Source organism: Caballeronia arvi, assembly GCF_001544695.2.
Lineage (GTDB): Bacteria > Pseudomonadota > Gammaproteobacteria > Burkholderiales > Burkholderiaceae > Caballeronia > Caballeronia arvi.
Genome location: NZ_FCOM02000005.1, coordinates 49,043 through 62,347, shown reverse-complemented (window position 1 = coordinate 62,347; position 13,305 = coordinate 49,043). Strand labels below are relative to the sequence as shown.

Below are 13,305 nucleotides of genomic sequence, written 5' to 3'. Positions count from 1 at the left end.
CTGGCGTCCTCGAAATACTGACCGACAGGAGTCGACACATATGGCAACCATCAAGGTAGACGTCGTCAGCGCGGAAGAGCAGATCTTCTCGGGCCAGGCGAAGTTCGTCGCGCTGCCGGGCGAAGCGGGTGAACTGGGCATTCTGCCCGGCCACACGCCGCTCATCACGCGCATTCGTCCGGGCGCGGTGCGCATCGAGGCGGAAGACGGATCGGAAGAGTTCGTGTTCGTTGCTGGCGGGATTCTCGAAATCCAGCCGGGCATCGTGACCGTTCTTGCCGATACGGCCATCCGCGGCGCCGATCTCGACGAAGCGAAAGCCGAGCAAGCGAAGAAGCGTGCCGAGGAAGCGATTCAAAACAACACCTCGGAGCTCGAGTACGCGACCGCGCAAGCGGAACTCGCCTACGCGACGGCTCAGCTCGCGGCGATCCAGCGTCTGCGCAAGGCGCACGCGAAGCATTGAGTGCGCAACGCCCTACGCGGGCGGCGTTCAGCAGTTCAGGAAAAGCAGCCTTCGGGCTGCTTTTTTTATGCTCCAAATCGGCAAATCGCGCGCGCATATCTGCATATCGGTTGTGTGCTGCGCCCGCTGATGTCGTCTAACGCGTTGATTTTGCGCACATTTTTGCGTGTTCTCGCAAATGGCATTGCGGGGAAACACTCAATGTCCCCATTCGACTCCGCGATGCACAATGGCCTCCATTTGAGCCTTCATCGGGCGGCGATTCCTATTGGCGGAGACCATCGATGGCAACTGAACCGACGCAGGCCGGCGCGCAGATCGAACCGCGCGACGGCGTTTCCTATGTTCGCGGCGCGACCGACATTCCCCTGAGCGACGCGACCGTCGCGCGGTTTCTTCTCGAAACCGCGGGCCGATTTCCGGAGCGACCCGCAGTTGTATTCCGCGAGCAAAACATCCGCTGGACTTGGCGTGAATTCGTGGACGAAGTCGACGTGCTCGCGAGCGGCCTGCTCGCGCTCGGCATTCAGGCGGGCGATCGCGTCGGCATATGGTCGCCGAACCGCATCGAATGGCTGCTGACGCAATTCGCGACCGCGCGCATGGGCGCGGTCATGGTGAACATCAATCCGGCATACCGGCTGGCCGAACTCGAGTACGCGCTCAACAAGGTCGGCTGCAAGGCGATCATCGCGGCCGAGCAGTTCAAGACGTCGAAATACCTGGAGATGCTGCAAGTGCTCGCGCCGGAACTTGCCGACGCCGCACCGAACGCGCTCAACGCCGCGAAGCTTCCGGAACTGCGTGCTGTCATCCGCATGGGCGACGGCAAGACGCCCGGCATGCTCAATTTCGACGAAGTGATGCGCACCGGCCGCGCGCAAGTGGACGCGACGAAGCTCGACGCCCTCGAAGCCAAGCTCGCTCCGGACGATGCCATCAACATCCAGTTCACGAGCGGTACGACCGGCAACCCGAAGGGCGCGACGCTCACGCATCGGAACATCGTCAATAACGCGCGTTATATCGCGATGGCGATGCGCCTCACCGAGCAGGACTCGCTCTGCATCCCGGTGCCGCTCTATCACTGCTTCGGCATGGTGCTGGCCGTGCTCGCGTGCGTGTCGACCGGCTGCACGATGGTGTTCCCTGGCGAAGCGTTCGATCCGGGCGCGACGCTGGCCGCCGTTCACGAGGAGCGCTGCACCGCGCTGCATGGTGTGCCGACCATGTTCATCGCAGAACTCGATCACCCCGACTTCGCGAAGTACGATCTGAGCCGCTTGCGCACGGGCATCATGGCTGGTTCGCCGTGTCCCATCGAAACGATGAAGCGCGTCGTGTCGAAGATGCATCTGAGCGAAATCACGATCGCCTACGGGATGACGGAGACGAGCCCCGTGTCGTTCCAGAGCTCGACGACCGATCCGCTCGACAAGCGCACGACGACCGTCGGACGCATCCAGCCGCATCTCGAGGTGAAGATCGTCGATCCGCTGGGGAATATCGTCCCCGTCGGCGAGACTGGCGAACTCTGCACGCGCGGCTATTCGGTGATGAAGGGTTATTGGGGCGATGAAGCCAAGACGCGCGAGGCGATCATCGACGGCTGGATGCATACGGGCGACCTTGCGACGCTCGACGCCGAAGGCTACTGCAATATCGTCGGACGGCTAAAGGACATGCTGATTCGCGGCGGCGAGAACATCTACCCGCGCGAAATCGAGGAATTCCTGTTCCGGCATCCGAAGGTGCAGTCGGTGCAGGTGTTCGGCGTACCGGACCAGAAATATGGCGAGGAGGTGTGCGCGTGGATCGTCGTGCGGCCCGGCGAGCAGGCGAGCGAGGAGGAAATCCGCGAGTTTTGCCAAGGACAAATCGCGCACTACAAGATTCCACGTTACATCCGCTTCGTCGACGAGTTGCCGATGACCGTCACCGGCAAGGCACAAAAGTTCGTGATGCGCGCGCGCATGATCGATGAACTGAAGCTCGCCGAAGCGAAAACTGCGTGACGTTCAGGGCGCAGCAGCCATGAAACGACAAAGGGAGCGCCGTGGCGCTCCCTTTGTGATTGGAAGAAACGTCGCTGCTCCGCGTCCTCAGGAACCGCAAACGTTTGTCCAGACGAAAAAAAAGCGGGCCTGGAGCCCGCTAAAAACCACACGCTACGGGGTTAGCGCGAGGAGACCAATCGTGGGATGTTTCGAATGTTTCCATCCGAAGAACGATCCCAACACGGATGCCCCAACAAGAGAGCTTTGACCAAATCCGCCACCGGACACGCGGCTTTTGCACAGCGCGCCCGAATACATCCGTGTTGAAACCGTTTGAACAGATTGTGGGCGAATTGATTCCGGGTCGCCGTAACAAAGTGTTTCAGGTTGTAACCCCCGTCCCATAAGGCTCAGAGGAAATTATCTCCGGAGAAATGGGTAAATTCCGAGAATATATTGTCTGCTAGTCAGATGATTTATCCGTTCGGAATGACCTGACACACAAATGCCGTTTTTTCGCACTAGTGCGATGATTCTAAATATGCGAAAAAGCGAACGGGCGGACGCATGAAATCGAAGTGCAGACCTCTTCCCGTCAAAAATTTCTTCGACAAAAAGCTATGGAGACACGCATGACCATCGATGCAGCTTTGCTGGGCTACCACCGCGCTATCGCGGAGACTTATCCGCCGCTGAGCTCAAACGCCGATGCGCAAGCGGTGCGAGCGCGTTTCAGCGACATTGCCAAAGCATACGCGCAGGCCCGCGGCGACGCCGTGACCGCCGAAGATATCGCCATTCCGCTCGAAGGCCGCACGCTCGCCGCGCGCGTTTACAAGCCGAGAGCGGCGCGTGGACCGCTGCCGCTCATCGTCTATTTTCACGGCGGCGGTTGGGTGGTCGGCGACCTCGACACGCACGATGGTCTCGTCGAACGGCTTACACAGGATTCGCAATGCGCGGTGGCGAGCGTCGATTACCGGCTCGCGCCCGAGCATCCGTTTCCGGCGCCTTGCGATGACGCCATCGATGCGCTGATCTGGCTCGCGGAACATCGCTCGCGGCTCGGCTTTGCGACCGACCGGCTGGCGGTGGGTGGCGACAGCGCGGGCGCGCATCTGGCGGTCGTTGCGGCGCGCGAAGCGAATCAACGCGTGGCTGGCCTCGTCAGCGCGCAATTGCTGCTCTACCCGGTGATGCGCCGCCAGTTCGAAAGCCCGAGTTGCGTCGCCAACGCGAACGGGCCCGGCCTCACGAACGACGAACTGAAATGGTACTGGGCTCAGTTTCTGTCGGGCGAGACGCCGCGCGATCACGACGTGCGCGCGTTTCCGCTCTCCGAGCCGTTCGAGCGCACGCCGGCGCCCGCGATCATCGTCGCGGCGGCCTACGATCCGCTCTACGACGACGCCTTCGAACTCGAACGCTTTCTAGGCGCCAACGGCGGCCGCGTCGAATTGATCGACGCCCGCGACATGGCGCACGGATTCGCGCGCGTGTATTCGCAATCGGAAGCCGCGCTGGGCTGGCTGCGCAGGATCGGCGAGCGCACGGGTGAGCTCGTGCGCGCGGTGCGCTGACGGCAGGACCTGACGCGTTATTTCAGCCACTTGTCGTACACCGCCTGGAACTCGCCCGACGAACGGGCGAGGTGCAGCCATTGATCGACATACTGCTGGAACGGCACGTCGCCGCGCGGCAGCAGATACGCCTTCTCTCCGAACTGGAACGGCTTGTCGGGATGCACCGAGCACAGGCCGGGATTGAGCTTCTGCTGAAGCAAGGTTTCGGAGGCGTCGGTGACCATGACGTCGGCCTTGCCTTCGAGGATCTGCTTGAAGATCGTTACGTTGTCCGGATACTCGATCAACTGCGAACGCGGGAAGAACTGCTTCGCGAAGCGCTCGTTGGTGCCACCCGGATTGACGATCGTGCGCACGTTCGGCTGATCGATTTGCGCGACCGTCTGATACTTTTCGACGTCGTCGCAACGCACGATGGGCGTCTTCCCATCCTCCATGTAAGGCGCGGTGAAGAACGCGCGCTTCTGCCGCTCGAGCGTGGTCGAGACGCCGCCCACGGCGATATCGCATTTGGCGACGAAATCGTTCATCAGGTTCGACCACGACGTCTTCACGTATTCCGCCTTCGCGCCGAGCGACCTTACGAGGCTTTCCGCGAGATCGATGTCGATGCCTTCGAACTGACCGTCGCTCCGCAAGAACGAATACGGTTTGTAGTCGCCCGTCGTGCAGACGCGCAGAGTCTTGCGCGCGAGCACGTCGTCGAGCCGCGAGGGCGCGGCGGCCGGCGCAGCGGAAGGCGCCGGCGTGGTGGATTTCGCGCCCGCGACGGTGCCGGCCTGAATCGTTTGAGACTGAGCCGCGTGGCTCGCCAGCGTGAGCGAAAACGCGATTGCGCCGAGACTGACAGACATGCGTTGCATCGATTCTCCTGGTTCTAGTTGTGTAAGCACGTCGATCATAACGATGCAATCCGCCGCCCGAAACCCGGCCAAACGGCATAGGCCGCGCCGCATGCGGCATTCCGAATCGCGAGCTTAGGCCGACGAAAACGCCCGTCCGCTCCGGTAGAATGGATGATTCTTTGCCTTCAGCATCGAGCGACGTGGCACACACTCTTCTGAACGACACCTTCCTGCGCGCGCTGCTGCGCCAGCCGACCGACTACACGCCGATCTGGCTGATGCGCCAGGCAGGACGTTATCTGCCGGAATACAACGCGACGCGCGCCCGCGCGGGCAGTTTTCTCGGCCTCGCGAAGAATCCGGACTACGCGACCGAGGTGACCCTTCAGCCGCTCGAACGCTTCCCGCTCGACGCCGCGATCCTCTTCTCCGACATCCTCACCGTGCCCGATGCAATGGGCCTCGGGCTGAACTTCGTGCAGGGCGAAGGCCCGCGTTTCGAGCGCACGGTGCGAACCGAAGACGACGTAAAGCGCCTCGCCGTGCCGGACATCGGCGGCACGCTTTCCTACGTCACCGACGCCGTCAGCGAGATCCGCCGCGCGCTCACCGACGCGCAAGGCCGTCAGAAGGTGCCGCTCATCGGATTTTCGGGCAGTCCGTGGACGCTCGCGTGCTACATGGTCGAAGGCGGCGGCTCCGACGATCATCGCACCGTGAAATCGATGGCGTATGCGCGGCCCGATCTGATGCATCGCATCCTCGACGTGAACGCGCAAGCCGTCACGGCGTACCTGAACGCGCAGATCGAAGCGGGCGCGCAGGCCGTGATGATCTTCGATACATGGGGCGGCGCACTCGCCGATGGCGCGTATCAACGTTTCTCGCTCGATTACATCGCGAAGGTGGTTGCGGGACTCAAGCGCGAGCACGACGGTGAACGCGTGCCGGTCATCACGTTCACGAAGGGCGGCGGCTTGTGGATCGAGGAAATCGCCGCGACGGGCGTCGATGCGGTCGGCCTCGACTGGACCATGAACCTCGGCACGGCGCGAGAAAAGGTCGGATCGCGCGTGGCGTTGCAAGGCAATATCGACCCGAGCGTGCTGTTCGCGCCCCCAGCGGCCATCCGTACGGAAGCGCGCGCGGTGTTGGAGAGTTTCGGGAATTTTCCGGGCCACGTTTTCAATCTGGGTCACGGTATCTCGCAGTTCACGCCGCCCGAGCACGTCGCGGAGCTCGTCGACGAGGTTCATCGTCACAGCCGGGCAATGCGCTCGCGCTGAGCGCACACGAAAGCCGGGTTACTAAACGGATGCTGCAGTGCGGCACTGGCACGCCGGAAGCGGTTGTCAGGGGCTGGAGCATTCTTTCCGAATCGCCCGGCGCGAGCGGCGCCACCCGATGTCAAGCGTCAACTTATACACAATTTGTTCGCTGCGGCGCGCCATCAGACGTATGGCCCCGAACAACCAATAACGTCTCTCTATGTGTGCTCCAAGTCAATGATTCTGAACGGTTTTCGAGAGCTTCGCCCGAAATGTGGGCTAGCGCACATAAGGGATACGTGACTTTGTTTGCCGTGGCGTCGGGCGCACTTCTCAACAAAGTTATCCACAGGCCTGTGGAAAGCATCGGAAATCCAAAAATAATCGGCGGTTTACGGGCGATTCTGATGTTTCACTTTAAGTTTGTCCCGCCAACGCCCGTACCGGTGTCGAACTCCCATCCGCGGAGCCGTGCACGATGACCGACGTCTTCGTGCGCGTCGCCGTCGATCAGCCTTTGGCCGTGCTGTTCGACTACCGTCACGCATTGCCGGACGCGCCCGTTGTTGGGAAGCTGGTGCAGGTACCGTTCGGGCGCCGCGAAGTCGTCGGGCTGATCTGCGAAATCGCCCATACAAGCGACGTGCCTGCCAGCAAACTGCGCAACGTAACCGCGATTTGCAGCGGCTGCGCGCCGCTGTCCGACGCATGGATCGCGCTCGCCGGCTTCGCTGCCGATTACTACCAGCGTGGCCTCGGCGAAGTCGCGCTGCCGGCGCTGCCTCAGGCGTTACGCGACGCTTCGCGCTGGGATCGGCTTTTCGCTGTCGAGCCGCGCTATCGGCTGCTGGACGAAGGGCGTGCGCATCTTCCCGACGCGTTGCCCGCGCGCGCACGCGCCTTGCGTCGCCTTGCCGAAGCGTTTGCCGAAGCGCCGTCGCTCGGTCTGTCCGACGCCCGCGCGCTGCATCCCAAAGCAAGCGCAACGTTCGACGACTGGCTCGCGCGCGGATGGATCGAAGCCGCCGCGCCGGACATCGCGGAAGCAGAAGCCCACACGCCGACGCCGACCGCCAACGTCGCGCTTCCCGTTCTGACCGGCGAACAGCGCGACGCCGTCGACGCTATCGGGCAGGCGCAAGGCTTCGCGCCGTTCCTGCTTCACGGCGTGACGGGCAGCGGCAAGACCGAGGTCTATCTGCACGCGCTGGCCGCGCTGCTCGCCAGTCGGCCGGACGCCCAGGCGCTCGTTCTTGTTCCCGAAATCAATCTGACGCCGCAGTTCGAATCCGCGTTTCGCGCGCGCTTCGCGGCGCTCGCGGACGGCTCCATCGTCACGATGCACAGCGGTTTGGCCGAAGGCGAGCGCGCACGGCACTGGCTCGCGGCGCATACGGGTAGCGCGCGCATCGTGCTCGGCACGCGCCTCGCGATCCTCGCGTCGATGCCGAAGCTCGCGATGATCGTCGTCGATGAAGAGCACGATCCCGCGTACAAGCAGCAGGAAGGCTTGCGCTACTCCGCGCGCGATCTGGCGATCTATCGCGCAAAGCAGCTCGGCATTCCCGTCGTGCTCGGATCGGCGACGCCGTCGCTCGAAACCTGGTGGCAAGCCGATCAGGGCCGATACACGCGGTTGACGCTCACGCGCCGCGCCGTCGCCGAAGCGGCGTTGCCCACCGTGAAGCTTATCGATCTCGAAGAGGAAAGACGGCGCGGCCGCGCGTCGGTCGATGGACTGGCGGGACCGCTCATCGCCGCGCTGAAGACGCGCGTGGAACGCGGCGAGCAAAGTCTCGTGTTTCTGAACCGGCGCGGCTATGCGCCGATCCTGTCCTGCGACTCCTGCGGCTGGGTCGCGGGCTGTCCGCGCTGCAGCGCCTATGCGGTGCTCCACAAGCCGGAGCGGGCGCTGCGTTGTCATCACTGCGGCTGGGAATCGCGCATTCCGAAGTCGTGCCCGGAGTGCGGCAACATCGATATCGCGCCGATGGGCCGCGGCACGCAGCGCGTCGAGGAAACGCTCGCGAGCGTCGTGCCGGGCGCGCGCGTGCTGCGCATCGATGCCGACAGCACGCGCCGCAAGGGCAGCGCGCAGGCGCTTTTCTCCGACGTCCACGCGGGCGAAGTCGATATTCTGGTCGGTACGCAGATGATCGCGAAGGGCCACGATTTCCGTCGCGTGACGCTCGTCGGCGTGCTCAATGCCGATACCGCGCTTTTCTCGCACGACTTCCGCGCGAGCGAGCGGCTTTTCGCGCAACTGACGCAGGTGAGCGGCCGCGCTGGCCGCGCCGGCTTGCCCGGCGAGGTGATGATCCAGACGCGCTATCCGCGCCACGCGCTGTATCAGGCGTTATCTCGGCAGGACTACGTGGGCTTCGCCAGTTCGACGCTGGCCGAGCGACGCGACGCATGTCTGCCGCCGTTCGTTTATCAGGCGATGCTGCGCGCCGAAGGCCGCACGCTGGAAGGGGCGCTTGGCTTTCTCGCGGAAGCGGCGGCGGCCTTTGCGCCTCTGCCCGGCGCCGATCGCGTCACGGTTTACGACGCGGTGCCGCTCACCATCGTGAAAGTGTTCAATGTCCATCGGGCGCAACTGCTGCTCGAGAGCACGTCGCGCGCGGCGCTTCAGGCGTCGCTGCGTGCATGGCAGCCGCTGTTGCGCTCGCTCAAGGGCGTGCTGCGCTGGAACGTGGAAGTCGATCCGCTGGACGTTTGAATCTGGCCGCCGCGCGGCGATTCAAACCTTCGTGCGTGAAATCTCGTTGTGCGCCAGGCGGGCTTCTTCGGACGCCTCGTTCATACGATGATGGCGCAACGAAGCACCTCGCACGAACAACATCGCGCAAATTGCCAACATCGCCCAAACGCTCGCTACCACGATCCAAGTGCTCATGCCCGTTGCTCTCCCGAAACCGCGGCGCTTACCGCGGATGCAGCGCCACTGACGGCGCGTTTGCGTTTATATCGGCGCAGGGCGGGCATTTACTTAGGGGCTATCCCAAAAATATTCGGACTAGGGAAAGTACTAGGTCGCAACCGCCTGGCTCGGGCCAGAGGATTACCGCGCAAAGCCTTGCGCCACAAGGGTTTGGTCATGGTGCAACCCTAGCGAAAATCTCGGTTGCACCTTTTATATCAGCGGGGTACGATTCGCCAACTTTTTGGTCATTGGCCGGGTGAGCACGACCGGCAAACGAAGGAAATATGGCGAGCACAACCTTAGGCGTCAAAGTCGACGATCTGCTGCGTTCCCGGCTGAAGGATGCCGCGACGCGCCTCGAGCGCACTCCCCACTGGCTGATCAAGCAGGCGATCTTCGCTTATCTGGAGCGCATCGAACATGGTCAGCTTCCGCCCGAGCTGTCGGGCGCGAATGGCTCGTCCGACATGGCCGATGCCGCTCCCGTCGATGGCGACGAAGACGGCGCGATGCATCCTTTCCTCGATTTCGCGCAGAACGTGCAGCCGCAATCCGTGCTGCGCGCGGCGATCACGGCGGCGTATCGCCGGCCGGAGCCGGAGTGCGTGCCGTTTCTGATCGGTCAGGCGCGCTTGCCCGCGAGCGTCTCCGCCGAAGCCGAAAAGCTCGCGACGAAGCTCGTCGAAGCGCTGCGCGCGAAGAGTTCGGGCGGCGGCGTCGAAGGGCTGATCCACGAGTTTTCGCTGTCGAGCCAGGAAGGCGTCGCGCTGATGTGTCTCGCCGAAGCGCTGCTGCGCATTCCCGACCGCGCGACCCGCGATGCGCTCATCCGCGACAAGATCAGCAAGGGCGACTGGAAGTCGCACATGGGCCAGGCGCCGTCGCTGTTCGTGAACGCGGCGACGTGGGGCCTGATGATCACCGGCAAGCTCGTGACGACGAACAGCGAGACGGGTCTGTCGTCCGCGCTGACGCGCCTGATCGGCCGGGGCGGCGAGCCGCTGATCCGCAAGGGCGTCGACATGGCGATGCGCCTGATGGGCGAGCAGTTCGTCACCGGCGAGAACATTTCCGAGGCGCTCGCGAACAGCCGCAAATACGAAGCGCGCGGCTTCCGTTACTCCTACGACATGCTCGGCGAAGCCGCGACCACGGAAGAAGACGCGCAGCGCTACTACGCGTCCTACGAGCAGGCGATCCACGCGATCGGCAAGGCCGCTGGCGGGCGCGGCATCTACGAAGGCCCTGGCATTTCGATCAAGCTGTCCGCGCTGCATCCGCGCTATTCGCGCTCGCAGCAGGAACGCACGATGAACGAGCTGCTGCCGCGCGTGCGTTCACTCGCGCAACTGGCGCGACGTTATGACATCGGCCTGAACATCGACGCGGAAGAAGCCGATCGCCTCGAACTGTCGCTCGATCTGCTCGAAGCGCTGTGCTTCGATCCGGAGCTGGCGGGCTGGAACGGCATTGGTTTCGTGGTGCAGGGGTATCAGAAACGCTGCCCGTTCGTGATCGACTATCTGATCGATCTCGCGCGCCGTAGCCGTCATCGCTTGATGATTCGTCTCGTGAAGGGCGCGTACTGGGACACCGAAATCAAGCGCGCGCAAGTCGATGGCCTCGAAGGCTATCCCGTCTATACGCGCAAGATCTACACGGACATTTCGTACCTCGCGTGCGCGAAAAAGCTGCTCGGCGCACCCGATGCCGTGTATCCGCAATTCGCGACGCACAACGCGTTCACGCTGTCGGCGATCTACCATCTCGCGGGCCAGAACTACTATCCCGGACAGTACGAGTTCCAGTGCCTGCACGGCATGGGCGAGCCGCTCTACGAAGAAGTCACCGGCCGCGACAAGCTGAACCGTCCGTGCCGCGTGTATGCGCCGGTCGGCACGCATGAAACGCTGCTCGCGTATCTCGTGCGCCGCCTGCTGGAGAATGGCGCGAACACGTCGTTCGTGAACCGTATCGCCGATGAGTCGATTCCGGTGAAGGAACTCGTGCGCGATCCGATCGACGAAGCGCAGGAGATCACGCCGCTCGGCGCGCCGCATGCGAAGATTCCGTTGCCGCGTCAGCTCTATGGCAACGAGCGTCCGAACTCGATGGGCCTCGACCTTTCGAACGAGCATCGTCTGGCGTCGCTGTCGTCGGCGCTGCTGGCGAGTGCCAATCATGCGTGGCGTGCGGAGCCGATGCTCGAAGGCGGCTCGACCGATAACGGCGTTGCGCGCGATGTGCGCAATCCTTCGGATCAGCGCGATCTGGTCGGAACCGTGGTCGAAGCGTCGTCCGAACAAGTCAGCGCCGCGATCGCCAACGCGGTCGCCGCCGCGCCGATCTGGCAGGCGACGCCCGTCGAAGACCGCGCCGATTGTCTCGCGCGCGCCGGTGACCTGCTCGAAGCGCAGATGCACACGCTGATGGGGCTGATCATCCGCGAGGCGGGCAAGTCGCTGCCGAACGCCATCGCCGAAATCCGCGAGGCCGTGGACTTCCTGCGCTATTACGCGTCGCAGATTCGCGCGGAGTTTTCGAACGATACGCATCGTCCGCTCGGTCCGGTCGTCTGTATCAGCCCGTGGAATTTCCCGCTCGCGATCTTCATGGGCCAGGTCGCCGCCGCGCTCGCCGCCGGCAATCCAGTGCTCGCGAAGCCTGCCGAGCAGACGCCGCTGATCGCCGCGCAAGCTGTGCGCATTCTGCGCGAAGCCGGGGTGCCGGCTGGCGCGGTGCAACTGTTGCCGGGCAATGGCGAAACGGTCGGTGCGGCGCTCGTCGCCGATCCGCGCACGCGCGCCGTGATGTTCACCGGCTCGACGGAAGTCGCACGCCTCATCAACAAGACGCTGTCGGAACGACTCGATTCCGATGGTCGTCCGATTCCGCTCATCGCCGAAACCGGCGGGCAGAACGCGATGATCGTCGATTCGTCGGCGCTCGCGGAGCAAGTGGTCGCGGACGTTTTGCAGTCGTCGTTCGATTCGGCCGGTCAGCGCTGCTCGGCGCTGCGCGTGCTGTGCTTGCAAGATGACGTCGCCGATCGCACGCTCGAGATGCTCACCGGCGCGATGAACCAGCTCGCGGTCGGCAATCCGGATCGGCTGTCGACGGACGTCGGCCCCGTCATCGACGCCGACGCGAAACGCGGCATCGATGCGCATGTCGCCGGGATGCGCGACAAGGGCCGCAACGTCACGCAACTGCCGCTGCCGGACAACTGCGCGCAAGGCACGTTCGTGCCGCCGACGCTCATCGAGCTGGACAGCATCGACGAGCTCAAGCGCGAAGTGTTCGGCCCGGTGCTCCATGTGGTGCGTTATCGCCGTTCGAACCTTGATAAACTCCTCGACCAAATTCGCTCGACCGGTTATGGGCTGACGCTCGGCATCCATACGCGTATCGACGAAACCATTGCGCATGTCATCGCGCGGGCGCACGTGGGCAACATCTACGTGAACAGGAACGTGATCGGCGCGGTGGTCGGCGTGCAGCCGTTCGGCGGCGAAGGATTGTCGGGCACGGGCCCGAAGGCGGGCGGTGCGCTGTACTTGCAGCGTCTGCTGGCGAAGCGCCCGACCGGCTTGCCGAAGTCGCTTGCTAGTACGCTCGTCGTCGATCAGTCCGCGTCGAAGGACACGCCTTCGGCGGCGCTCACGGCATTGCGCGACTGGGCGATCGGCGAACGCGATCCGCAGACGGCCGCGCGTTGCGACGGCTATCTGCAACACGTGATGGCGGGCGCGACGGCCGTGCTGAACGGCCCGACCGGCGAACGCAACACATACACGCTCGGCGCGCGCGGCACGGTGCTATGCGTGGCGGCGACGGCAAGCGGCGCGCGCGCCCAGCTTGCCGCCGTGCTCGCGACGGGCAACCGCGCGTTGTTCAGCGGATCGGCGGGCGAGCAACTGGCGGCGTCGCTGCCTGCGTCGCTCAAGCCGTATGCGCGGGTCGGGAAAGCGGCGGAAGATTTCGATGCCGTGCTGTTCGAAGGCGACAGCGATGAACTGCTGTCGCTCGTGAAGGAAGTCGCGAAGCGTCCGGGGCCGATCGTATCGGTGCAGGGCGTGGCTGCGGGAGCGTTCGCCGACGCTGGCCACGACGGCGAAGATTACGCGCTCGAACGCCTGTTGACGGAACGCTCGGTGAGCGTGAACACGGCGGCGGCGGGCGGCAATGCGAATTTGATGACGATCGGTTGAGACACCCCT

At 63.8% G+C, this 13,305-nt stretch carries 8 protein-coding genes; 6 read left to right on the top strand and 2 right to left on the bottom strand.

Annotated features, from left to right (window positions below; all coding sequences use genetic code 11):
- Nucleotides 1–40 precede the first annotated feature (40 nt).
- From AWB74_RS07950 to AWB74_RS07940, 3 genes are all read left to right on the top strand, one after another.
- A complete protein-coding gene (locus AWB74_RS07950) occupies nucleotides 41–466 on the top strand; it encodes a F0F1 ATP synthase subunit epsilon (RefSeq protein ID WP_029672474.1) in 426 nt (141 codons plus the stop codon).
- 284 nt (nucleotides 467–750) lie between these two features.
- Nucleotides 751–2,481 (top strand): AMP-binding protein, encoded by a 1,731-nt coding sequence (locus AWB74_RS07945; protein ID WP_061146239.1) that lies wholly within the window; start codon nucleotides 751–753, stop codon nucleotides 2,479–2,481.
- Between the two features lie 614 nt (nucleotides 2,482–3,095).
- Complete coding sequence (locus tag AWB74_RS07940; RefSeq protein ID WP_061146421.1) at nucleotides 3,096–4,043, top strand: alpha/beta hydrolase; 948 nt, start codon at nucleotides 3,096–3,098, stop codon at nucleotides 4,041–4,043.
- A 17-nt stretch (nucleotides 4,044–4,060) separates the two neighbouring features.
- On the opposite strand, the gene AWB74_RS07935 is transcribed toward AWB74_RS07940, so the two are convergent.
- Nucleotides 4,061–4,909 carry a transporter substrate-binding domain-containing protein gene (locus AWB74_RS07935; protein WP_200821942.1) on the bottom strand — a complete coding sequence of 283 codons (849 nt, stop codon included), beginning with the start codon at nucleotides 4,907–4,909 and terminating at the stop codon, nucleotides 4,061–4,063.
- Nucleotides 4,910–5,091: 182 nt separating this feature from the next.
- Here AWB74_RS07935 and hemE point away from each other — a divergent pair, with 182 nt between their 5' ends.
- Complete coding sequence (gene hemE / locus AWB74_RS07930; RefSeq protein WP_061146238.1) at nucleotides 5,092–6,177, top strand: uroporphyrinogen decarboxylase; 1,086 nt, start codon at nucleotides 5,092–5,094, stop codon at nucleotides 6,175–6,177.
- A gap of 460 nt (nucleotides 6,178–6,637) precedes the next feature.
- Nucleotides 6,638–8,881 carry a primosomal protein N' gene (locus AWB74_RS07925; protein WP_061146237.1) on the top strand — a complete coding sequence of 748 codons (2,244 nt, stop codon included), beginning with the start codon at nucleotides 6,638–6,640 and terminating at the stop codon, nucleotides 8,879–8,881.
- Between the two features lie 21 nt (nucleotides 8,882–8,902).
- Here the strand turns inward: AWB74_RS07925 and AWB74_RS46870 are convergent, their stop codons facing one another.
- On the bottom strand, nucleotides 8,903–9,058 hold the full coding sequence (locus AWB74_RS46870) for a hypothetical protein (RefSeq protein ID WP_200821941.1): 156 nt from the start codon (nucleotides 9,056–9,058) through the stop codon (nucleotides 8,903–8,905).
- A 311-nt stretch (nucleotides 9,059–9,369) separates the two neighbouring features.
- Between AWB74_RS46870 and putA the strand changes: the two genes are divergently transcribed.
- On the top strand, nucleotides 9,370–13,296 hold the full coding sequence (gene putA / locus AWB74_RS07920) for a trifunctional transcriptional regulator/proline dehydrogenase/L-glutamate gamma-semialdehyde dehydrogenase (RefSeq protein WP_061146236.1): 3,927 nt from the start codon (nucleotides 9,370–9,372) through the stop codon (nucleotides 13,294–13,296).
- The last annotated feature ends 9 nt before the right edge of the window (nucleotides 13,297–13,305 follow it).